Annotated in this window: 19 protein-coding genes; 8 read left to right on the plus strand and 11 right to left on the minus strand. The window is 66.6% G+C overall.

Annotation, left to right across the window (positions count from 1 at the left end):
* Positions 1–67: 67 nt before the first annotated feature.
* From lspA to ABL843_RS07160, 3 genes are all read right to left on the minus strand, one after another.
* The gene (lspA, locus tag ABL843_RS07150; RefSeq protein WP_019654284.1) at positions 68–583 is read right to left on the minus strand and encodes a signal peptidase II; all 516 of its coding nucleotides are present in this window, start codon (positions 581–583) and stop codon (positions 68–70) included.
* Positions 583–3432 (minus strand): isoleucine--tRNA ligase, encoded by a 2850-nt coding sequence (gene ileS, locus ABL843_RS07155; RefSeq protein ID WP_184635292.1) that lies wholly within the window; start codon positions 3430–3432, stop codon positions 583–585. Before ileS ends, lspA begins: the two co-directional genes overlap by 1 nt.
* Positions 3433–3563: 131 nt before the next feature.
* Positions 3564–4601: a bifunctional riboflavin kinase/FAD synthetase gene (locus ABL843_RS07160; RefSeq protein ID WP_184635294.1), complete on the minus strand. Its 1038-nt coding sequence runs from the start codon at positions 4599–4601 to the stop codon at positions 3564–3566.
* Positions 4602–4767: 166 nt separating this feature from the next.
* Here ABL843_RS07160 and ABL843_RS07165 point away from each other — a divergent pair, with 166 nt between their 5' ends.
* Positions 4768–5328, plus strand: coding sequence for an HNH endonuclease (locus tag ABL843_RS07165; RefSeq protein ID WP_126023119.1), 561 nt, complete (start codon positions 4768–4770; stop codon positions 5326–5328).
* A 13-nt stretch (positions 5329–5341) separates the two neighbouring features.
* On the opposite strand, the gene ABL843_RS07170 is transcribed toward ABL843_RS07165, so the two are convergent.
* The 4 genes from ABL843_RS07170 to ABL843_RS07185 all read right to left on the minus strand — a co-directional run bounded on the left by ABL843_RS07170 (position 5342) and on the right by ABL843_RS07185 (position 10003).
* Positions 5342–6133, minus strand: a complete 792-nt coding sequence (locus tag ABL843_RS07170) for an enoyl-CoA hydratase (RefSeq protein ID WP_418119428.1) — start codon at positions 6131–6133, stop codon at positions 5342–5344.
* Positions 6134–6151: 18 nt separating this feature from the next.
* Entirely contained in the window at positions 6152–7510 is a 1359-nt protein-coding gene (locus ABL843_RS07175) for an alpha/beta fold hydrolase (protein WP_418119429.1), read from the minus strand.
* Between the two features lie 182 nt (positions 7511–7692).
* Entirely contained in the window at positions 7693–8808 is a 1116-nt protein-coding gene (locus ABL843_RS07180; protein WP_418119430.1) for an acyl-CoA dehydrogenase family protein, read from the minus strand.
* Between the two features lie 13 nt (positions 8809–8821).
* On the minus strand, positions 8822–10003 hold the full coding sequence (locus tag ABL843_RS07185) for an acyl-CoA dehydrogenase family protein (RefSeq protein WP_184635302.1): 1182 nt from the start codon (positions 10001–10003) through the stop codon (positions 8822–8824).
* A 132-nt stretch (positions 10004–10135) separates the two neighbouring features.
* Here ABL843_RS07185 and purN point away from each other — a divergent pair, with 132 nt between their 5' ends.
* Both purN and ABL843_RS07195 read left to right on the plus strand, forming a co-directional pair.
* The gene (gene purN, locus ABL843_RS07190; protein WP_126023124.1) at positions 10136–10732 is read left to right on the plus strand and encodes a phosphoribosylglycinamide formyltransferase; all 597 of its coding nucleotides are present in this window, start codon (positions 10136–10138) and stop codon (positions 10730–10732) included.
* A gap of 37 nt (positions 10733–10769) precedes the next feature.
* Entirely contained in the window at positions 10770–11090 is a 321-nt protein-coding gene (locus ABL843_RS07195; protein ID WP_184635304.1) for an I78 family peptidase inhibitor, read from the plus strand.
* A 70-nt stretch (positions 11091–11160) separates the two neighbouring features.
* On the opposite strand, the gene ABL843_RS07200 is transcribed toward ABL843_RS07195, so the two are convergent.
* Positions 11161–11394 carry a DUF1653 domain-containing protein gene (locus tag ABL843_RS07200; protein ID WP_126023126.1) on the minus strand — a complete coding sequence of 78 codons (234 nt, stop codon included), beginning with the start codon at positions 11392–11394 and terminating at the stop codon, positions 11161–11163.
* Positions 11395–11447: 53 nt separating this feature from the next.
* Between ABL843_RS07200 and ABL843_RS07205 the strand changes: the two genes are divergently transcribed.
* The 3 genes from ABL843_RS07205 to ABL843_RS07215 all read left to right on the plus strand — a co-directional run bounded on the left by ABL843_RS07205 (position 11448) and on the right by ABL843_RS07215 (position 15964).
* On the plus strand, positions 11448–13301 hold the full coding sequence (locus ABL843_RS07205; RefSeq protein WP_418119431.1) for a M48 family metallopeptidase: 1854 nt from the start codon (positions 11448–11450) through the stop codon (positions 13299–13301).
* Between the two features lie 40 nt (positions 13302–13341).
* Positions 13342–14613 (plus strand): RsmB/NOP family class I SAM-dependent RNA methyltransferase, encoded by a 1272-nt coding sequence (locus ABL843_RS07210; RefSeq protein ID WP_418119432.1) that lies wholly within the window; start codon positions 13342–13344, stop codon positions 14611–14613.
* A 136-nt stretch (positions 14614–14749) separates the two neighbouring features.
* Positions 14750–15964 carry a fatty acid desaturase gene (locus tag ABL843_RS07215; protein ID WP_126023129.1) on the plus strand — a complete coding sequence of 405 codons (1215 nt, stop codon included), beginning with the start codon at positions 14750–14752 and terminating at the stop codon, positions 15962–15964.
* 180 nt (positions 15965–16144) lie between these two features.
* Here ABL843_RS07215 and rpmG read toward each other — a convergent pair whose 3' ends face one another.
* The 3 genes from rpmG to trxB form a co-directional block, all read right to left on the minus strand.
* Entirely contained in the window at positions 16145–16318 is a 174-nt protein-coding gene (rpmG, locus tag ABL843_RS07220) for a 50S ribosomal protein L33 (RefSeq protein ID WP_007830291.1), read from the minus strand.
* A gap of 11 nt (positions 16319–16329) precedes the next feature.
* Positions 16330–16563, minus strand: coding sequence for a 50S ribosomal protein L28 (rpmB, locus tag ABL843_RS07225; protein WP_019654270.1), 234 nt, complete (start codon positions 16561–16563; stop codon positions 16330–16332).
* A 171-nt stretch (positions 16564–16734) separates the two neighbouring features.
* A complete protein-coding gene (gene trxB / locus ABL843_RS07230; protein WP_126023130.1) occupies positions 16735–17694 on the minus strand; it encodes a thioredoxin-disulfide reductase in 960 nt (319 codons plus the stop codon).
* 183 nt (positions 17695–17877) lie between these two features.
* Between trxB and ABL843_RS07235 the strand changes: the two genes are divergently transcribed.
* Both ABL843_RS07235 and ABL843_RS07240 read left to right on the plus strand, forming a co-directional pair.
* Entirely contained in the window at positions 17878–18552 is a 675-nt protein-coding gene (locus ABL843_RS07235) for a Crp/Fnr family transcriptional regulator (RefSeq protein ID WP_126023131.1), read from the plus strand.
* A gap of 100 nt (positions 18553–18652) precedes the next feature.
* Entirely contained in the window at positions 18653–21109 is a 2457-nt protein-coding gene (locus ABL843_RS07240; RefSeq protein WP_369662474.1) for a DNA translocase FtsK, read from the plus strand.
* Positions 21110–21211 lie beyond the last annotated feature (102 nt).

Raw genomic sequence — 21211 nt, forward strand, 5'->3', positions numbered from 1 at the left:
ACCCTCGGCCTTGGCGCGAGCGAAGGCCCAAATAAGAAGGGGCCCGGCGGGCCCCTTCGAGAGAACGTTACTTGCCCCTGCGGACCCGCCGGATCTCGTCGACGATCAGGCAGATCGCCCCGAGCGTGATGGCGCTGTCCGCCGCGTTGAAGGCCGGGAAGTACCAGTTGCCTGCGTGGAAGCTCAGGAAGTCGACCACGTAGCCGTGCATCATCCGGTCGACCACGTTGCCGATGGCGCCGCCCAGGATGCAGGCCATGGAGAACGAAAACAGCTTCTGCCCCGCGTGCGACTTCAGCATCCACACGATGAACACCGCCGCGCCCACGCCGATGGCGGTGAACAGCCAGCGCTGCCAGCCCGAGTGGTCGGCGAGGAACGAGAAGGCCGCGCCCGTGTTGTGCGCGCGCACGACGTTGAAGAAGCTGGTCACGTAGGTCGCGTCACCGAGCTTGTAGTAGCCCAGGATCAGCGTCTTGGTGAACTGGTCGATGATCACGATGATCACCGCCAGCCCCAGCCACGGCCAGATGCTGCCGCCGCGCGAACGCGAGGCCGAGGACATGGAACGGGCGGCGGCCATCAGGCAACGCTCCGCGATTCGCCGGCGCCGAACAGGTTGCTCGTGCAGCGTCCGCACAGCGTCGGGTGGGCCGCGTCGTGGCCCACGTCGTCGCGGTAGTGCCAGCAGCGTTCGCACTTCTGCGCGGTGCTCGGCGTCACCACCGTGGAAAGCGTCTCGCCGGCGGCCAGCGCGATCGCCGAGGTGATGAAGACGAACTTCAGGTCGTCGCCCAGCGAGCCCAGCAGCGCGAAGTCGTCGGCCGGTGCCGTCAGCTGCAGGTCGGCCTGCAGCGAAGAGCCGACCTTGCCTTCGGCGCGCACCGCTTCGATGTCCTTGTTGACCACGTCGCGGATCTCGCGGATGCGGTTCCACTTGGCCAGCAGGGCCTCGTCGGGCGCGTCGAACTTGCTGTAGGTCTGCGTGAAGATCGAATCGCCCGGCTTGCCGGTGCCCACGATCTTCCAGGCTTCCTCGGCGGTGAAGCTCAGGAAGGGCGCCATCCAGCGCAGCATCGCCTGCGAGATGTGCCACAGCGCCGTCTGCGCGCTGCGGCGAGCCAGCGAACCCGGGGCCGTCGTGTAGAGGCGGTCCTTCAGGATGTCGAGGTAGAAGCCGCCCAGGTCTTCCGAGCAGTAGATCTGCAGCTTGGCCACCACCGGGTGGAACTCGTACACCTTGTAGTGCGCGAGGATCTCGGCCTGGAACTGCGCGGCGCGCGACAGGGCGTAGCGGTCGATCTCGAACAGCTGGTCGAGCGGCACGCCATCTTTCTCGATGTCGAAGTCGCTGGTGTTCGCCAGCAGGAAGCGCAGCGTGTTGCGGATGCGGCGGTAGGCGTCGACCACGCGCGCCAGGATCTTGTCGTCGCCCGCGATGTCGCCCGAGTAGTCGCTCGCGGCCACCCACAGGCGGATGATTTCCGAGCCCAGCTTGTTGCTGATTTCCTGCGGGTCGATGCCGTTCTTGAGCGACTTGCTCATCTTGATGCCCTTGGCATCGACCGTGAAGCCGTGCGTCAGCAGGCCGCGGTACGGTGCGCGGTCTTCCAGCATGCAGGCGATCAGCAGCGACGAGTGGAACCAGCCGCGATGCTGGTCATGCCCCTCGAGGTACAGGTCGGCTTCCGGCCCCGTGTCGTGGTGCACCGTGGGGTGCGTGCCGCGCAGCACGTGGGAGAAGGTCGAGCCCGAGTCGAACCACACCTCGAGGATGTCGGTGCTCTTGGTGTAGTGCGGCGCGTCCTCGGCGCCCAGGATTTCCTCGACGGTGACGCGGCTCCAGGCCTCGATGCCGCCCTTCTCGACGATGTCGGCGGCCTGGTCGAGGATTTCCATGGTGCGCGGGTGCAGCTCGCCCGAGTCCTTGTGCAGGAAGAACGGGATCGGCACGCCCCAGCTGCGCTGGCGGCTGATGCACCAGTCGGGCCGGCCGGCGATCATGTCGTGCAGTCGCGCCTTGCCGTTCTCGGGGTAGAAGCTGGTCTGCTCGATGGCGTCGAGCGCGGTCTGGCGCAGCGTCTTGGGCGCCTTGTCCTTGGTGAATACGCCTTCGCCCTCGTCCATGCGCACGAACCACTGCGCCGCGGCGCGGTAGATCACCGGCGTCTTGTGCCGCCAGCAGTGCGGGTAGCTGTGCGTGATGGTCTCGGTGGTCAGCAGGCGGTTGGCGTCGCGCAGCGCGGCGATGATTTCCGGCACGGCCTTCCAGATGTTCTGGCCGCCGAAGAGCGGGAAGTCGGGCGCGTAGCTGCCGTTGCCCTGCACCGGGTTCAGGATGTCGTCGTAGGCCACGCCGTGGGCGATGCAGGAGTTGAAGTCGTCCAGGCCGTAGGCGGGCGAGGAGTGCACCAGGCCCGTGCCGTCGGTGGCGGTGGCGTAGTCGGCCAAGTACACCGGCGACAGGCGCCGGTAGCCGGCGTCCGCGTCGTACAGCGGATGCTCGAATTCCAGGCCGCCGAGCTTCTCGCCCTTGACCGTGGCCAGCACCTTGCCGTCGAGCGCATAGCGCGTCATGCACATCTCGACCAGCGAGTTGGCCAGGATCAGCAGTCCGCGCTCGGTGTCGACCAGCGAGTACTCGAGCTCGGGGTTGAGGTTGATCGCCTGGTTGGCGGGGATGGTCCAGGCGGTGGTGGTCCAGATCACGGCGAAGATGTCGCCGAGGATCGTGTGGTCGGTGCCGAAGGCCTTGAGCACCTTCTCGCGCTCATGCGCCTTGAAGGCCACGTCGATGGTCTGGCTCTTCTTGTCGGCGTACTCGATCTCGAACTCGGCCAGCGAGGAGCCGCAGTCGAAGCACCAATACACGGGCTTCAGGCCGCGGTAGACGAAGCCGCGCTCGATCACGCGCTTGAACGCGCGCAGCTCGCCGGCTTCGTTGGCGAAGTCCATGGTCTTGTAGGGATGGTCCCATTCGCCCAGCACGCCCAAGCGCTGGAAGTCGGCCATCTGCTGGGCGATCTGGCCGGTGGCGAAGGCGCGGCTCTTGGCCTGCATCTCGTCGCGGCTCAGGTTGCGGCCGTACTGCTTTTCGATGGCGTTCTCGATCGGCAGGCCGTGGCAGTCCCAGCCGGGCACGTACAGGGCGTCGTAGCCCTCGAGCTGGCGCGCCTTGGTGATCATGTCCTTCAGGATCTTGTTCACCGCGTGGCCCATGTGGATCTGGCCGTTGGCGTAGGGCGGGCCGTCGTGCAGGATGAACTTGGGCGCGCCGTGGCGGGCGTCGCGCAGGCGGTGGTATCGGCCTTCGTCGTTCCATTCCTTCACCCAGCCCGGCTCGCGCTTGGGCAGGTCGCCGCGCATCGGGAAGGGGGTGTCGGGCAGGTTCAGCGTGGAACGGTAGTCTTTGGGAGAAGCGGCGTCAGACATGTTGGGGTACGAAACAGGGGGCTTCGACAGGCTCGGCCCGAACTGCCCGGGAAAAAAGGAGCGCGTCGGTGCGGAAGGTAAAGCCGTTCGCCCTGAGCTTGTCGAAGGGCGGCAGCACGGTGCGTGCAGGGCTAAATTCGATCGCGCGTGGTCTGGCGATGGGTTTCTGCGTGGGTCGAGGCAAAGAACGCGCGGGCGTCGCGGCCATCCTTCGCGATGCCCGCGGTGAGGGCTTCGAGGCTGGTGTAGCGCAATTCGTCGTGCAGTTTGTGCAGGAGTTCCACGCGGACGATTTTACCGTAGGCCCCTTCGGCGCCCAGATGGGAGGGCCACTCCAGGCAATGGGTTTCGAGCAGCACCCGCCCGGCGTTGACGTCGTTGGCGTCCAGCGAGGGGCGAACGCCCAGGTTGGCCACGCCCGGCAGCGGCTCTTCGGACAGGCCGTGCACCAGCACCGCGAAGATGCCGCTGGCCGCCGGCTTCCAGTGCTTGAAGCGCAGGTTGAGGGTGCGGAAGCCATCGTCCTTGCCCGGCGCCGAGGCGCCCAGCGCCCGGCCCAGCTTGCGGCCGTGGACCACGTGGCCCGAGATGGTGTACGGGCGCCCCAGCAGGGTGTGGGCATCGGCCATGCGGCCTTCGGCCAAGGCCTCGCGCACGGCGGAGCTGGACACCCGCAGGCCGTGCACCTCGTAGCTGTTCATGCGGGCCACATCGAAGCCGTGGGCGTCGCCGGCCGCGTCGAGCATGGCGTAGTCGCCGGCCCGCTTGGCGCCGAAGCGGAAGTCGTCGCCCACCAGCACGTAGCGCGCGCCCAGGCCGTCGATCAGCACGTTCTGGATGAATTCCTCGGGCGACTGCGAGGCCAGCCGGGCGTCGAAGGGCAGCACGATGGTCTGCGCCACGCCGCAGGCAGCAAGCTCGCTGAGCTTGTCGCGCAGGGTGCCGATGCGCGCCGGCGCCAGGTCGGGTTTCTTGGTGACGGCAGCGAAATAGTCGCGCGGATGGGGCTCGAAGGTGAGCACGCAGCTCGGCAGCCCGCGCTGGCGGGCCTCGGTCTGCAACAGTGCGAGCATGGCCTGGTGGCCACGGTGCACGCCGTCGAAATTGCCAATGGTCAGGGCGCAGGCGGGGGCTACGCCAGGATGCCGGAAGCCACGAAAAACCTGCATCGGTGAGTATCTTTTTGATAGCGCCTTCCGCCCGTCTAATGGGCGAATCAGGCCGATTTGTCACAAAGCCGGTATATTGTGACGCAGCGCGTCGATCGGCGTGGGCCCGCAACGCGCTCCGTGTCCCTGGTCTTTCCGTGTTCTCTCCCTTTTCGAGGAGGCGTGTGTGAAGGTCTTGAAGCTGTCGGCCCAAGGGCTGCCCCAGTCATGGATTTCGCTGGAACAGGCGGTGATCCACTACGCCGCGGACGAAGTCCGCTGGGAAGTGGGCGCGCAGGTGGCGGTGTTCCGTGGCGGCCACAATGCGATCACCGGCGAGCAGTCGCAGATCGCGATCAACAGCATCATCGGCACCAAGGGCGTGCCCCGCATCAACCCCTTCGCGCTGCGCCCCGGACTCACCAACAGCAAGCTCTTCGCGCGCGATCGCAACGTCTGCGCCTACTGCGGCGGCCACTTCCACGAAGACGAACTCACGCGCGAGCACATCATCCCGTTCGCCCAGAAGGGCATCGACACCTGGATGAACGTGGTCACGGCCTGCAGGCCCTGCAACCACCGCAAGAGCAGCCGCACGCCCGAGCAGGCCGGCATGCCGCTGCTGTATGCCCCCTACGTGCCCAGCCTCTGGGAAGACTTCATCCTGCGAAACAGGCGCATCCTGGCCGACCAGATGGAGTTCCTGATGGCGCACCTGCCGCAGAGCTCGCGGCTGCACGATTCCTAGCCGACCGGCGCTCTCAGCGTTTCCAGGCCGGCGGGCGCTTCTCGATGAAGGCCTGCACGCCCTCCAGCGCGCTCTCGTCCATCATGTTGCAGGCCATGGTCTGGCTGGCGTCGGCCAGTGCGGCCTCGATGCCGGTTTCGAGCTGGCGGTAGAACAGGGCCTTGCCCAGCGCGAGGGCCGTGCGGGGCTTGGCGACGATGCTGGCGACCAGCGATTCGACCGCCGCATCCAGCTCTTCCGGCGGCGCCACGCGGTTGATCAGGCCCTTCTCGCGCGCCTCCTGCGCGCTGATGAATTCACCCGTCACCAGCATCTCGAAAGCTTCCTTGCGCCCGAGGTTGCGCGAGAGCGTGACGCTCGGCGTGGCGCAGAAGAGGCCTACGTTCACCCCGCTGACCGCGAAGCGCGCGTCGCTCGAAGCCACCGCCAGGTCGCAGACCGCGACCAGCTGGCAGCCCGCCGCCGTCGCGATGCCGTGCACGCGCGCGATCACCGGCACGGACAGCTTCTGGATCGACAGCATCATCGCGCCGCAGCGCTCGAACAGCTGTTCGTAGTAGTCGAGCGAAGGGGCTGCGCGCATTTCCTTCAGGTCGTGGCCGGCGCAGAAGGCCTTGCCGGCCCCGGCGATGACCACCGCGCGCACGCTGCCGTCGGCCGCGACCCCGCCCAGCGCCTGCTCGAGCGCGCCGAGCATGCCTTCGGAGAGCGCGTTGAACGCGGCCGGCCGGTTCAGCGTCAGCGTGACCACGCCGCGCTCGTCGCGCGACTGCAGGATGAAAGGGGAGTCGGTGCTGTCGGTCATGACCTGCCCTTGCCTCGCTCAGTAAGTCAGTTCGAGCACCGTGACGTGCTCCTTCGCCGCCGGCCAGGTCAGGCCGGTGAGGCGCTCGCCGTTGAACTCGCCCGTCACCGGGCGCTGCGGCTCGGCGGCCGCGACGCGCAGCCGCGAACTCGACACGCCCGAGCCTTTGGGCGGCACGCCCGCCGGCGGGCTCTGGCCGTCGAAGCGCATGGTGTCGCGCTGCGCGTCGAAGTAGCCGCGCGGCCGCGTGAAGACGACGACCGCGCCGGCGCTGCCGTCGGCCGGCGTGACGCGCTCGGGCCTCAGGTTCACCACGCCGCTGCTGCGCGGGAAGGGGCTGCGGTAGATGTGGGTGGTGCCGTAGCTGGGCGTGGCCAGCACGAATTCGTAGGCCGCGTCGCCTCGGGCCTTGAAGGGGCCCCAGCGGCCGTCGGCGCCGATCGACTTGGTGAAGACCGCCTCGCCGAGCCGTGCGCCGGTGGCGGGGTCGACCGCGTACACGGTCACCGTCGCGCCGTTCAACGCGAGGTTCTCGGCGCCGAGCGCGCGGCCGTTGAGCACGACATTCGCCTCCGGAGCCACCTCGGTGGTGCGCGGCGCCTGTCCGGTCAGGAACTGCCAGGTCGCGGCGAAGGCGGCGGGCGAGAACGAAGTCTCGCGGTGGTCGACGCGCGGCAGCACGATGTTGGTCGCGCCCTTGAGCGCCGGTCCGTCGAAGCCGATGTTGGTCGGCTTGCCGGGCGCGCCGATCCACACGCCGTCGGGCTGGGCGTACTTGTCGTTGTTGTCGGAGCGCAGCGTCAGCCATTTCACGCCGGGCGTGACTTCTTCGCCGTTCGGGCCCTTCGGCGCATTGAGCTGCTGCATGAAGCCCGAGAGTCCCGAGAACTCGTTGTTCTCGCGCAAGCCCTTCACCGCCCAGATGCCGTGCGCGGGGTTGCCGCCCAGCACCACGTGGCTCACGACCGCAGCGCCGCCGCCGTTCTGCACATAGTTGCGGATGGTGTTGCCGCCGCGCGAGTTGCCGATCAGCACCACCTTGCTCGCGCCGGTGGCCTTCAGCACCTTGTCGACCTCGGCCTTGAGGAACACGGCCGATTCGCCGGTCGAGCTGCGCCCGGGTTGCGCCACGGCGTCGTCGTCGCGTGCGACCGGGTTGGGCTGGTCCACCGCGAACAGCCGCTCGCGCGGCCAGCCGTTCGATTCGAAGCGCCAGATCGTCGTCTGCCAGAGCGCGGCCGAGTCGCCGTTGCCGTGCATGAACACGATGGGCGGGCGCTCGGTGTATGAGGGCGTGGGGGATGTGGCGCAGGCGGTCAGCATCGCGGTGGTGGTTCCTGCGGCCATGGCGACCAGAAGAGAGCGGCGGGTCTGCATGTTTCGTTCCTGGGGTCCTGGAGTGAGGGGCCAAGTGAAAACGCCCGCCAGCGCAAAGGCGGGCGGGCGTTGGATGCTAGCGGAACACCGCGGAACCGGCTTTGCCGGGCCGCAGGTGTTGCCCCCGGTAGGGGGTTGGCGCAGCGACACGAAGTGCGCGCAGCCTGGGGGCGAGCCTTGTTCTAGGCGAAGACGCCAGCGGTGTCCTGCATGCGGGCCGACACTTCGCCCAGGTGGTGCAGGGTGTCGCCGAAGGTCATTTCCATCTGCGTGAGCTTGCGGAAGTAGTGGCTGCCGATGTATTCGTCGGTCACGCCGATGCCGCCGTGCAGCTGCACCGAGTTGGCGGCGATGTAGCGCATCGACACGCCGAGCTGGTACTTGGCGCGGGCCAGCGCCTGGCGGCGCTCGTCGGCCGGGGCGTTGAGCTTGAGCGTGGCGTAGTAGCTCATCGAGCGGGCCAGTTCGAGCTGCATCTTCATGTCGGCGACGCGGTGGCGCAGCGCCTGGAAGCTGGAGATGACCACGCCGAACTGCTTGCGCTGGTTCAGGTACTCGACGGTGAGGTCCACGGTCTTGTCCATCACGCCCACGCCTTCGGCGCAGGTGGCGGCGATGCCGACGTCCACCGCGTATTCGAGCGCGGCAAGGCCGTCCAGCGTTACCAGCGTGGCGTCGGCCTTGTCGAACACGACCTCGGCGGCGCGGGAGCCGTCCTGCGTGCCGTAGCCGCGCGCTTCCACGCCGCTGGCGCTGCGCTCGACCAGGAAGAGGGCGATCTTGCCGTCGACCTTGGCCGGCACCAGGAAGGCATCGGCTTCGTCGCCCACGGGCACCACGCTCTTGGCGCCGGTCAGCGACCAGCCGCTGCCAGCCTTGGCAGCGTGGGCCTCGCACACGTCGAGGCGATAGCGCGCCTTGCGCTCCTGGTAGGCCAGCACCACGATCGCCTGGCCGCCCGCGATGCGCGGCAGCCAGCTTTCCTTGGTGTCGGCGCCCGCGTAGCCGCTGAGCACCGCGCCGGCGATCAGCGTCTGCGAGAAGGGCTCCAGCACGATGCCGCGGCCCAGTTCTTCCATGACGACCATGCCGGCCACCGGGCCCATGCCCAGGCCGCCGTCGTCCTCGCTGATGTAGAGGCCGCCCAGGCCGAGCTCGGCCAGTTCGTCCCAGGCCTCGCGCGAGAAGCCGCCCTTGGCCTCGATGCCGCGGCGGCGCTCGAAGTCGTAGCCCTTGTCGACCCACTTGCGAACCGCGTCGCGCAGCTGTTCCTGGTCGTCGGTGAAATTGAAGTCCATGCTCGTTGTCTCCTCAGCCCAGAACCGTCTGCGCGACGATGTTGCGTTGCACTTCGTTGCTGCCACCGTAGATGGTGGTCTTGCGCATGTTGAAGAAGGTCGACGCCAGCGGCGCGAGCGCCGGGTTGCCGCCCGGGAAGTTGCCCTGCCAGCCGGCTTCCATCGCCTCGCGGATCAGCGGCAGCGAGTAGGCGCCGCCGGCCAGCATCATCAGTTCGCTGTAGCGCTGCTGGATCTCGCTGCCGCGGATCTTGAGCAGGCCGGCCACGTCCAGCGAGTTCTTGCCCGAGGTGGCGGCCGAGAGCACGCGCAGCACCATCATCTCGAGGGCGACGATGTCGACTTCGAGCTTGGCGATCTCGTCGCGGAAGCGCTGGTCTTCGTAGACGCCTTCCGATTTCGCGATGCGCTTGAGCCGCTCGAGCTCGCGCTTGGCGCGGTTCACGTCGGCGATGTTGGTGCGCTCGTGCGAGAGCAGGTGCTTGGCGTAGGTCCAGCCCTTGTTCTCCTCGCCGATCAGGTTCTCGGCGGGCACCTCGACGTTGTCGAAGAACACTTCGTTGACTTCATGGCCGCCGTCGAGCAGCTTGATCGGGCGCACGGTGACGCCGGGCGACTTCATGTCCAGCAGCAGGAAGCTGATGCCGGTCTGGGGCTTGCCCTCGCTGCTGGTGCGCACGAGGTTGAACATCCAGTCGCCGTACTGGCCGAGGGTGGTCCAGGTCTTCTGGCCGTTGACGATGTACTTGTCGCCCTTTCGCTCGGCCTTGGTCTTCAGCGATGCCAGGTCGGAGCCCGAACCCGGTTCGCTGTAGCCCTGGCTCCACCAGACTTCGCCGCTGGCGATGCCGGGCAGGAAGCGCTTCTGCTGCTCGGCGTTGCCGAAGGCCATGATGACCGGGGCCACCATCACCGGGCCGAACGGCACGATGCGCGGCGCGCCGGCCAGTGCGGTTTCTTCCTCGAACAGGTGGCGCTGGACGGCGGTCCAGCCCGGGCCGCCGAATTCCTTCGGCCAGCCGTAGCCCAGCCAGCCCTTCTTGCCGAGGATCTTGGCCCAGCCTTGCAGATCGTCGCGCGTCAGCTCGAGCGCGTTGTGCACCTTGTGCGAAATCTCCTTGGGGAGGTTGTCCTTGACCCATGCGCGAACTTCTTCGCGGAACTTCTGTTCTTCGGGTGTGAAGCTCAAATCCATGCGTGCCTCGCTGTGTTGATCGGTCCACCGCAGACGCGGTGTGTCTCCGGAACCACGAGTTTTAGCACGGTCGTGCTGTGATGCGGTGTCCGCGCGGCGACAAGTGGCGCGCCACGGATAATCCCGCCTCCAATGAAGAACATCGTGATCCTGATCTCCGGCGGCGGCTCCAACATGGAGGCCATCGTGCGCGCCGCCGGGCGCGACCGCTGGGCCGAGCGCTACGGCGCGCGCATTGCCGCCGTGGTGAGCAACAAGGCCGAGGCCGGCGGGCTGGCGATCGCCAGGGCCCAGGGCATCGACACCGCGGTGGTCCCGCACAAGGATTTCGCCACCCGCGAGGCCTTCGACGAGGCGCTGGCGAAGGTGGTCGACGGTTACGCACCGGCGCTGGTGGTGCTGGCGGGCTTCATGCGCATCCTGACGCCGGGCTTCGTCGGCCGCTATGCGGGCCGTCTGGTGAACATCCATCCCTCGCTGCTGCCGGCGTTTCCGGGCCTGAATACGCACCAGCGCGCCATCGAGGCGGGCTGCAAGGTGGCCGGCGTGACGGTGCACCAGGTTACAAATGAACTCGATCACGGGCCGATCCTGGCCCAGGCCGCGGTGCCGGTGCTGCCGGACGACACGGCCGCCACGCTGGCCGCACGGGTGCTCGCGCAGGAGCATCTGTTGTATCCGCGAGCCATCGCCGGCTGGCTGTCGGATACATCGCGTCACAATGAGTAAAGTTGTTTATATTCGCGGGTTTTCGGGAGTCCAGAAAGTGAAGAACCAATCGTTGCTGCTGGCGCTTGCCGGCGCCGCCCTGATGGCGGGCTGTGCAGCTCCGGCGCCCGCGCCAGCCCCCGCCGCACCTCCGGCTCCGCCGCCGGAGCCGGTGTACCAGTGCAATGCGGACGGCGCCCGCTTTGCCATCGGACAGCCGGTGACGCCCCAGCTCGAGGCCGCAGCACGCGTGCGTTCGGGCGCCGGCACCGTGAGAGTGCTGAAGCCGGGCGAAGTGACCACGATGGAACTCAACGGCGGGCGGCTCAATCTGGACGTCGATGCCCGCAACCGCGTGACGGACGTCCGCTGCGGCTGACCCTCATCCGGGTTGCTGCGAAAAAGGTAGCAACCCGTCCAGGCAGGATGGGCTTGCGCAGCCTGACTGGCTAGATCGGTGTGAATCTTCTGCGGGCGACGCCGTCTATCTCGATGGTTTCGCCGAACATTGCGGCCGGCCGGACCCAGAGGCCGTGCGCGCCGTACAGGGCCCGGTAGAGCGTCATCGGCTCCAGCGTCTCGCTGTGGCGCACGGTGCCGATCACTTCGTATTCGCCGCCCTTGTAGTGGCGGTAGCGGCCGGGAGGCGTTTCGATCAGGGGAGGGAGGTCTTCGTCGTTCAACGGCGGCTTGCCTTTCTTCAAAAAACTGGCGGGCTTGATTTGACTGGAGTCGGATGGATCGCGCTGATTTTGTTCACCTGGTTCGACTGAGCGAGCATGCCAGTGCGGACGACAGCGCGCGCTACCGGCGCAGCGTCGCGGCCTTTGCCGCGCTCGGCTACCTCTGGGTGCTGGGCTGCCTCGGGCTGTCGGTGGGCATCATCGCCTGGGTGCTTGCCTCGATCGGGGAGGTGCGCTTCAACTTCACGCGAGGCTGGCTGTTGCTGTTTGCGCTGGGACTTCTGTGGGCGACGCTGCGCGCGCTCTGGGTGCGCTTCGACGAGCCGGAAGGCATCGAACTCCATCGCGAAGATGCCCCGGCGCTCTTCGAGGCACTTGACCGCATCCGCGCCCGGATCAAGGGGCCGCCGGTCCACCACGTCTACCTCGACGACGACTTCAACGCCAGCATCCGGCAGGTGCCGCGCTTCGGACTCTTCGGCGGCGCTGTCAATTCGCTGAGCATTGGACTGCCGCTGCTGATGATGCTCGACCGGCGGCGGCTGCTGTCGGTGCTGGCCCACGAGTACGGCCACCTGCGCGGCAACCACGGGCGGCTGAGCGCCTGGATCTACCGCACGCGGCTGTCTTGGCTCAAGCTGGACGCCAGCCTGCAGCGCAACGAGGGCGTGATGGCGCTGTTCTCTCAGGCGTTCTTCCGCTGGTACTTTCCGCGCTTCGCGGCCAAGACCTTCGCGCTGGCCCGCCAGGACGAATACGAGGCCGACCGCATCTCGGGCCGCCTGCTGGGGGCGCCGGTGGCGGGAGCCGCGCTGACCGAGATCGCCATCAAGGCCAACTGGTACGCCAACGAGTTCTGGCCCTGGCACTGGGCCCGTGCCGAGCACGAGCCGATGCCGCCGGGGCCCTTCGAGGCGCTGCGCAAGCGCGTGCGCACGCCGCCCGACGACGACTTCGCCCGCCAGGCGCTGCGCGAGGCGATGCGCCGTGTGAGCGACCTGGAGGACACCCATCCGGTCTTGCGCGACCGGCTGGAGGCGCTGGGGCAGAAGGCGGCCATGCCCGAGTGGTCGATGCGCCCGGCGCTCGAAATGCTGGTCGACCGCAAGAAATGGATCGCGCATTTCGACAGCCAGTGGCGCCGCGCACACGCTGCCGACTGGAAGCAGCATCACGCGCACCGCTCGCGCATCCGCGAGCGCATCGCGGTGCTGGCCGCGCGCGGCGAGCGAAACACGCCGGACGAAATGGTCGAATGGGCCGATTCCGAGCGGCGGCTCGACCCGTCCGCCCCCGTGCGCGTGCGTTACGAAAGCGCGCTGCGGATCGCCCCCGAGCACCCCGGCGCGCTGCGCGGACTGGCCCAGATGCTGCCGGCCAGCGACCGCGAGGCGCGGCTCGCGGTGCTCGAGCGGCTGCACGGCTCCGGCGCGGCCAGCCGCTGGTGGGCCGCCAAGAGCGCCGTGGCCTCTCTCGAAGACCCGGACGCGGGTCCGCACGACGAAGATGCGCTGAAGCTGTGGCGCGGCCGCCTCAAGGAGGCGGAGGAGGCCGAGACGCGCGCATGGGAGGAGATCACCGGTACGCCGTTCTTCAGCCAGATCTCGCGGCACGACCTCAACGACTACGAACTGGGCGAACTGCGTGCCGACCTGGTGCGCTGCCTGCCTGCCTCCCGTGCCTGGCTGGTGCGCAAGAACCTTCGCGAATTTCCGTGGCGCCGCGCCTACATCGTGTTCGTCGAGCTGCCGGGGCTCGATGACGAGGACCGCTGGAACCTCTGCCGCCAGCTGGAGCAGACGCTCACGCTGCCGGGCGCCGCGCTGGTGCTGTGGGCTGGCCATTCGCCGAAGCTGGAAGACATCGAGCGCGAGGCTTTCGGGGCGGTCTGGGTGCGCGACGCCTAGGCTTTCGGGCCGGGTTCCCCGCGGCTGAGACAATCGGGGGATGCATCCCAAAGCCCTGTTGGAGGCCGCCGCCGATCTGGTCGGCCTCGTCCTGAAGTTCGATCACCCCGCCGACCAGGTCGTGTCCCGGTTCTTCCGCGACCACCGCGAGTTCGGCCCGCGCGAGCGCGCGACGCTCGCCGAAACCGTCTACACCGTGCTTCGCAAGAAGCTGCTTTTCGATCACCTCTCGCCCTCGGGCAGCGGCTCGAAGGAGCGCCGGATGGCGATCCTGGGCTTCCATGGCCCGCGTGATTTCCTGAAAAGCGCGCTCAACGACACCGAGAAGCGCTGGCTCGACAACTGCGACGCCGTCAGGCCCGACGACCTGCTGGAGCGTCATCGCCACAACCTCCCCGAATGGCTGGTGGCGCCGCTGAAGGCGCAACTCGGCGACGGCTTCTGGCCGCTGGTCGAGGCCCTGCAGCAGCCCGCCCCGCTCGATCTGCGCGTCAATGCGTTGACCGACAAGCGCGCGGATGTAAAGGCGGAGCTTGCGCTGGCTGCTATCAAATCGGAAGCGACACCTTTTTCGCCATGGGGCCTGCGCATCGATGGCAAGCCGGCGCTGACCAAGCTGGACGCCTTTGCCCGGGGCGCCGTCGAAGTGCAGGACGAGGGCTCCCAGCTGCTGGCCCTGCTGCTGGACGCCAAGCGCGGCGAGATGGTGGTCGATTTCTGCGCCGGCGCCGGCGGCAAGACGCTGGCCATCGGCGCGACGATGCGCAACACCGGCCGGCTGTACGCCTTCGACGTCTCTGCGCACCGGCTGGACGCGCTCAAACCGCGGCTGGCGCGCAGCAAGCTGTCGAACGTGCATCCGGCCGCCATCGCCCACGAGCGCGACGACCGGATCAAGCGGCTGGCGGGCAAGATCGACCGCGTGCTGGTCGACGCGCCGTGTTCGGGGCTGGGGACGCTGCGGCGCAATCCGGACCTGAAATGGCGGCAGTCGCCCAAGTCGGTAGAGGAATTGACGGTCAAGCAGGCTGCCATCCTGCAGAGCGCCGCGCGGCTGGTGAAGTCGGGCGGGCGTCTCGTTTACGCCACCTGCAGCGTGCTGCCGGAGGAAAACGAAGCCATCGCCGAGGCTTTCAGCGCCGCCAATTCCGACTTCGCGCCCGTGGATGTGGCGGAATTGCTGCAGGGGCTCAAGGTCGAGGGTTTCGAGGCGCTGTGCGCAGGCGGGGAGGGCGCCAGGCGCTATCTGCGGCTCTGGCCGCACCTGCATTCGACCGACGGTTTCTTCGCCGCGGCCTGGAACCGCAAATAGAGGGCAGACTCCAAACTAGGGTTAATCTGCGCTTTTCGTGAAGGTTTAAAGGGCTTGTTCTAGGCCCTCGGACCTTAAAATCGTGGGTTATCTGAAGGCTGCACCTTCGTGCGGCCATGATGGAGTACCTGACTCAATGTTGCTTCCTGACTCCGCCGTCCTCAACGCGGCCATCGAATGGCTCGGACACGGCCTTTGGGATCTCACTTGGTGGCAGATCGTGCTTTACACGCTCGCCACCACGCACATCACGATCGCCGCGGTCACGATCTTCCTGCACCGCACGCAAACGCACCGGGCCATGGATCTGGGCCCGATCCCGTCGCATTTCTTCCGCTTCTGGCTCTGGATCGGCACCGGCATGGTGACGAAGGAGTGGGTCGCGATCCACCGCAAGCACCACGCCAAGTGCGAAACCCAGGACGACCCGCACAGCCCGCAGGTCAAGGGCATCGAAGAGGTGCTCTGGCGCGGCGCCGAGCTGTATCGCGCCGAGTCGAAGAACAAGGAAACGATGGAGCGCTACGGTCACGGCACGCCCGATGACTGGATCGAACGCAACCTGTATTCCCGCTATAGCTGGCAGGGCGTCGGCCTGATGCTGGTCCTGAACCTCGCGCTGTTCGGCGCGCTCGGCATGGCGGTGTGGGCTGTGCAGATGCTCTGGATTCCGATCACCGCCGCCGGCGTGATCAACGGCATCGGCCACTACTGGGGCTACCGCAACTTCGAGGCGCCCGACGCCAGCCGCAACATCATGCCCTGGGGGCTGATCATCGGCGGCGAAGAGCTGCACAACAACCACCACACGTACCCCACCTCGGCCAAGTTCTCGGTCAAGAAGTACGAGTTCGACATCGGCTGGATCTACATCCAGGCTCTGCAGAAGCTGGGCTGGGCCAAGGTCAAGAAGGTGCCGCCGAAGATGCTCATGGGCGACATCCAGCCCGTGGCCAACGAGAAGACGCTCGAGGCCGTCATCGCCAACCGCTACGAAGTCATGGCCGGCTATGCGCGCGAAATGCGCCGCGCCACCAGCCAGGAACTGGCTGCCCTGAAGAACAAGGGTGCCGACCTGTCGGTGCTCAAGGCCGCCAAGCGCTGGCTGCATCGCGACGACGACAAGGTGCCTGCATCGGCTCGCACTCACGTCTCGCAGGCTCGCGCCGCCCACCCGGTGCTCGACAAGATGGTCACGATGCGCGAAGAGCTGCGTCAGCTGTGGCTCAACACTTCGCAGTCGCGCGAGCAGCTGGCGGCTGATCTGGCTGCCTGGTGCCATCGTGCGGAAGCCAGCGGCATTGCCGGTCTGCGCGACTTCTCGACCCGTCTGCGCGCTGCTCGCGCCTGACGCGAACTGGAGCTTTCCCCGAACAAAAGCCGGCCTGAGGGCCGGCTTTTTCATGTCCGTCGAATTCTTGAGGATGCCAAATCCCCAATGAAAGAAGGCAAGGCGAAATACGAAATAGACGGGCAATAAAAAACCCGCTGTGTTTGCAGCGGGTTTTCTATTTGGAGAAATCGGGCCGAATTACTTCAGCTTGATTTCCTTGTATTCGACGTGCTTGCGCGCCTTGGGGTCGAACTTCATGATCGACATCTTTTCAGGCATCGTCTTCTTGTTCTTGCTGGTCGTGTAGAAGTGGCCGGTACCCGCGGTGGATTCCAGCTTGATCTTTTCGCGTCCGCCTTTGCTCGTTGCCATGATTCAGCTCCTTAGGCTTGGCCGCGTGCGCGCAGGTCTGCGAGCACGGAGTCGATACCGTTCTTGTCGATCAGGCGCAGCGCGGCGCTCGAAACACGCAGGCGAACCCAGCGGTTTTCACTTTCGACCCAGAAACGGCGGTATTGCAGGTTCGGCAGGAACCGGCGCTTGGTTTTGTTGTTGGCGTGGGAAACGTTGTTTCCGACCATCGGGCCCTTGCCCGTTACGTCGCATACGCGTGCCATGAGGACACTCTTTCTTGAACAGCTGGCACCGGTGCAATCAGGGCGATCGCAGGTGTTTTGCAGCTTGACCTCGCCAGAAAACGGGTGGCGGTACCCCGACTTTGCCGCAGCTCGTGGGAGAGCCATGTTTCGGCAAAGCCTTGGATTATAGCCCTTTTGGAGGCCCGGTGGTTACAGCGTGCCGTCCTGTTCCAGGAAGCGCTGTGCGTCGAGCGCGGCCATGCAGCCGGTGCCGGCGCTGGTGATGGCCTGGCGGTAGACGTTGTCCTGCACGTCGCCGGCGGCGAAAACGCCCGGAATGCTGGTCATCGTGGCGAAGCCCTGCAGGCCGGAGCGGGTCAGGATGTAGTTGTCCTTCATCTCCAGCTGGCCCTGGAAGATGTCGGTATTGGGGTGGTGCCCGATGGCGATGAAGCAGCCCTTGAGGTCGATCTGCTCGGTGGCGCCGGTCTGCGTGTTCTTGATGCGGATGCCCGTCACGCCCGTGTCGTCGCCCAGCACCTGGTCGAGCTCGTTGTGCAGCTTCAGCTCGATCTTGCCCTCGGCGACCTTCTCCATGACCTTGTCGATCAGGATCGGCTCGGCGCGGAACTTGTCGCGGCGGTGCACCAGGGTGACCTTGTTCGCGATGTTGGCGAGGTAGAGCGCTTCCTCGACGGCCGTGTTGCCGCCGCCGATCACGCAGACCTCCTGCTCGCGGTAGAAGAAGCCGTCGCACGTCGCGCAGGCGGAAACGCCGCGGCCCATGAACTTCTGTTCGGAGTCGAGGCCCAGGTACTTCGCGGAAGCGCCGGTGGCGATGATCAGCGCGTCGCAGGTGTAGGTGCCGCTGTCGCCCGTGAGGGTGAAGGGGCGCTTGCTCAGGTCGACCTTGTTGATGTGGTCGAAAACGATCTGCGTCTTGAAGCGCTCCGCATGCTCCAGGAAGCGCTGCATCAGGTCGGGGCCCTGCACGCCGTGGACGTCGGCCGGCCAGTTGTCGACCTCGGTGGTGGTCATCAGCTGTCCGCCCTGGGCGATGCCGGTGATGAGCAGTGGCTGCAGATTTGCGCGTGCCGCATAGACGGCGGCGGTATAGCCGGCAGGGCCGGAGCCCAGAATCAAAACCTTGGCGTGTTGGGGAGCGGACATGAGTAGAAAACCTAGGATGGACGCTGCTTCAGCGTGTACATTTTCAGGGTGGTAGCGATATATATGGAGTATCACTGCCCGGTTCAACACCGGGTAAACGGTGTTTTCAATGCGCGCGATTGTAGTAATCCATCGGCTTGCTGCTTTCTGGATTGCTCCGCCCGCTGTCTCAGGGATTGATAAATGTCGATGCTGTCCAACCTCGAATTGCTTCGGCGCGTTCCATTGTTCGCGTCGTTGACGGCCACGCAGTCCGCTAGCATCGCGGACGCGATCATCAAGAAGCGTTTCAAGCGCGCGGAAGTCGTTGTGGAGCAGGGCAAGAAGTCCGATGCGCTCTACATCATCCTGACCGGACGTGCGCGCGTCACCAGTGCCGACAGCCGCGGACGCGAGGTCATCCTCGCCACGCTGCACCCCGGTGACTATCTTGGCGAGATGAGCCTGATCGACGACGAGCCGCATTCGGCCACCGTGCGCACCGAAATCCAGTGCGACGTGCTCATGCTAGGCCGCGACGCCTTTGCGCGCTGCCTGCCCGAGAACTCCTCCATGGCGTACAACATCATGCGCGGCCTCGTGCAGCGCCTGCGCCATGCCGACCGCAAGATCGAATCGCTGGCGCTGATGGACGTCTACGGGCGCGTGGCCCGCTCGCTGCTCGAATTCGCCATCGAGGACGGCGCCGGAAATCTCAAGGTGCGCGACAAGATCTCCCGCCAGGACCTGGCCAAGATGGTCGGCGCCTCGCGCGAAATGGTGAGCCGTGTGATGAAGGATCTCGAAGAGCGCGGTTTCGTCCAGACGCAGGACGACGGATCGATGATCGTCAAGGAACGGCTCCTGTCTCTGGCCTGAGCCTCCAGGGCCGGGGCCGCTGGTAACGGCGGCCCCGGCCTTTTGTTGTAGTGTTCGTGCATCCGGCCCCGCTTCACAGGGACCGGGCGCCGTGTTTTTCATGACCTATTCGCTGAATACGCTTCAATCTTCTTCTGCCGCCGAGGGGCAACCCGTGCGCGTGCGCGCCATGCGCTTCGCCCACGAGATCACGCTGATCGCAGGATTCGCAGCGCTGCTGTTCTGGCTACTCTCGATGCTGAGCTTCACGCCCTCCGATGCCGCCTGGTCTACCTCGGGCACCGGGGGCGAAATCAAGAACTGGGGCGGCCGCATCGGCGCCTGGCTGGCCGATGGCAGCTACTACGCCGCCGGCTATTCCGTCTGGTGGTGCCTTTTCGCCGGGCTGCGCGCCTGGCTGTCTTCGCTGGCCAACTGGCTGCGCGGCGGCGAACCCTCGGCGGCCGAACAGGCAACCCCGCGCGGGCGCTTCAACCGCAGCCGCCTTGCCTTCTGGCTCGGCCTGATCCTGCTGCTTTGCGCGAGTACCGTGCTCGAGTGGTCGCGGCTGTACCGGCTCGAAGCGCACTTGCCAGGCTCTGGCGGCGGTGCGCTGGGATATCTGGTCGGTCCCGCCAGCGTGCGCTGGATGGGCTTCACCGGATCGGCGCTGGTGGCCATCGCCGGCGGCGTGATCGGCTCCGCGCTGGTGTTCCGTTTCTCCTGGAGCCTGATCGCCGAGCGCATCGGCGCGCGCTTCTATTCGCTCTTCGAATCGCGCCGCGAAAAGCGCGAACTCGCAGCCGACATCGCCATGGGCAAGCAGGCCGCGCGCGAGCGCGCCGAGGCCGACGACCACGGCTTCACGCGCGGCGACGCCGACTCCGGCCGTTCCGAGCCCTCGCTGTCGCCTTCGTCCGGCGCCCATGCCGGTGGTGGCAGTGGCGGCGGCGATGACGAAATCCTCATCGAGCCGCGCCCCAAGCGCCGCCCGCCATCGCCGCCTGTGCAGATCGAGCCCGCGATGACCGAAGTGCCCCGCAGCGACCGCGTCGTCAAGGAGCGCCAGAAGCCGCTTTTCAACGAACTGCCCGACAGCAAGCTGCCGCAGGTCGACCTGCTCGACCCCGCGCAGGCTCGCCAGGAAACCGTCTCCGCCGACACGCTCGAGATGACCTCGCGCATGATCGAGAAAAAGCTCAAGGACTTCGGCGTCGAGGTGCGCGTGGTGCTGGCCTCGCCGGGCCCCGTCATCACGCGCTACGAGATCGAGCCCGCCACCGGCGTCAAGGGCTCGCAGATCGTCAACCTCGCGAAAGACCTTGCGCGCTCGCTCTCGCTGGTCTCGATCCGCGTGGTCGAGACCATCCCCGGCAAGAACTACATGGCGCTCGAGTTGCCGAACGCCAAGCGCCAGTCGATCAAGCTCAGCGAGATCCTGGGCTCGCAGGTCTACAACGAAGGCAAGTCGATGCTCACCATGGGCCTCGGCAAGGACATCATCGGCAACCCCGTGGTGGCCGACCTCGCGAAGATGCCGCACGTGCTGGTGGCCGGTACCACCGGCTCGGGCAAGTCGGTGGGCATCAACGCGATGATCCTGTCGCTGCTCTACAAGGCCGAGGCGCGCGACGTGCGCCTGCTCATGATCGACCCGAAGATGCTCGAAATGTCGGTCTACGAAGGCATCCCGCACCTGCTGGCGCCCGTGGTCACCGACATGCGCCAGGCCGCGCACGGCCTGAACTGGTGCGTGGCCGAGATGGAGCGCCGCTACAAGCTCATGAGCAAGCTGGGCGTGCGTAACCTGGCCGGCTACAACACCAAGATCGACGAGGCCAAGGCGCGCGAGGAGTTCATCTACAACCCCTTCAGCCTCACGCCGGACGATCCCGAGCCGCTCAAGCGCGAGCCGCACATCGTCGTGGTCATCGACGAGCTGGCCGACCTGATGATGGTGGTCGGCAAGAAGATCGAGGAGCTGATCGCCCGTCTGGCGCAGAAGGCGCGCGCGGCCGGCATCCACCTCATCCTCGCCACCCAGCGCCCCAGCGTGGACGTGATCACCGGCCTGATCAAGGCCAACATCCCGACCCGCATCGCCTTCCAGGTGTCGAGCAAGATCGACAGCCGCACCATCCTCGACCAGATGGGCGCCGAGGCGCTGCTGGGCATGGGTGACATGCTCTACATGCCCAGCGGTACCGGCCTGCCGATCCGCGTGCACGGCGCCTTCGTCAGCGACGACGAAGTACACCGCGTGGTGGCCTACCTCAAGAGCCAGGGCGAGCCCGACTACATCGAAGGCGTGCTCGAAGGCGGCACGGTCGATGGCGACGGTGACGGCGACCTGCTCGGTGGCGGTGGCGACGGCGAGAAGGACCCGATGTACGACCAGGCGGTCGAAGTGGTGCTCAAGAACCGCAAGGCCAGCATCTCGCTGGTGCAGCGCCACCTGAAGATCGGCTACAACCGCGCCGCGCGCCTCGTCGAGGACATGGAGAAGGCAGGCCTCGTCAGCGCCATGAGCGGCAGCGGCCAGCGAGAGATCCTGGTGCCCGCGCGCGCGGCCGAATGACGGCCGCAAGGCCCCGGATCACCCAGGTTACGTGCTGAAAGGCAATTTGCAAAAGCGCCTTTCGGCATTGCAAATCTTCATCAAGGCCTACACCTGCCGCAA

Origin of the sequence: Variovorax sp. 350MFTsu5.1, from assembly GCF_048302515.1 — a bacterium.
Classification (GTDB): Bacteria; Pseudomonadota; Gammaproteobacteria; order Burkholderiales; family Burkholderiaceae_C; genus Variovorax; species Variovorax guangxiensis.

Excerpts from the sequence above, each read along its gene's own strand:
- lspA (WP_019654284.1), bottom strand. The coding sequence starts at position 583 with ATGGCCGCCGCCCGTTCCATGTCCTCGGCCTCGCGTTCGCGCGGCGGC.
- ileS (WP_184635292.1), bottom strand. The coding sequence starts at position 3,432 with ATGTCTGACGCCGCTTCTCCCAAAGACTACCGTTCCACGCTGAACCTG.
- ABL843_RS07160 (WP_184635294.1), bottom strand. The coding sequence starts at position 4,601 with ATGCAGGTTTTTCGTGGCTTCCGGCATCCTGGCGTAGCCCCCGCCTGC.
- ABL843_RS07170 (WP_418119428.1), bottom strand. The coding sequence starts at position 6,133 with ATGACCGACAGCACCGACTCCCCTTTCATCCTGCAGTCGCGCGACGAG.
- ABL843_RS07175 (WP_418119429.1), bottom strand. The coding sequence starts at position 7,510 with ATGCAGACCCGCCGCTCTCTTCTGGTCGCCATGGCCGCAGGAACCACC.
- ABL843_RS07180 (WP_418119430.1), bottom strand. The coding sequence starts at position 8,808 with ATGGACTTCAATTTCACCGACGACCAGGAACAGCTGCGCGACGCGGTT.
- ABL843_RS07185 (WP_184635302.1), bottom strand. The coding sequence starts at position 10,003 with ATGGATTTGAGCTTCACACCCGAAGAACAGAAGTTCCGCGAAGAAGTT.
- purN (WP_126023124.1), top strand. The coding sequence starts at position 10,136 with ATGAAGAACATCGTGATCCTGATCTCCGGCGGCGGCTCCAACATGGAG.
- ABL843_RS07205 (WP_418119431.1), top strand. The coding sequence starts at position 11,448 with ATGGATCGCGCTGATTTTGTTCACCTGGTTCGACTGAGCGAGCATGCC.
- ABL843_RS07210 (WP_418119432.1), top strand. The coding sequence starts at position 13,342 with ATGCATCCCAAAGCCCTGTTGGAGGCCGCCGCCGATCTGGTCGGCCTC.
- ABL843_RS07215 (WP_126023129.1), top strand. The coding sequence starts at position 14,750 with ATGTTGCTTCCTGACTCCGCCGTCCTCAACGCGGCCATCGAATGGCTC.
- rpmG (WP_007830291.1), bottom strand. The coding sequence starts at position 16,318 with ATGGCAACGAGCAAAGGCGGACGCGAAAAGATCAAGCTGGAATCCACC.
- rpmB (WP_019654270.1), bottom strand. The coding sequence starts at position 16,563 with ATGGCACGCGTATGCGACGTAACGGGCAAGGGCCCGATGGTCGGAAAC.
- trxB (WP_126023130.1), bottom strand. The coding sequence starts at position 17,694 with ATGTCCGCTCCCCAACACGCCAAGGTTTTGATTCTGGGCTCCGGCCCT.
- ABL843_RS07235 (WP_126023131.1), top strand. The coding sequence starts at position 17,878 with ATGTCGATGCTGTCCAACCTCGAATTGCTTCGGCGCGTTCCATTGTTC.
- ABL843_RS07240 (WP_369662474.1), top strand. The coding sequence starts at position 18,653 with ATGACCTATTCGCTGAATACGCTTCAATCTTCTTCTGCCGCCGAGGGG.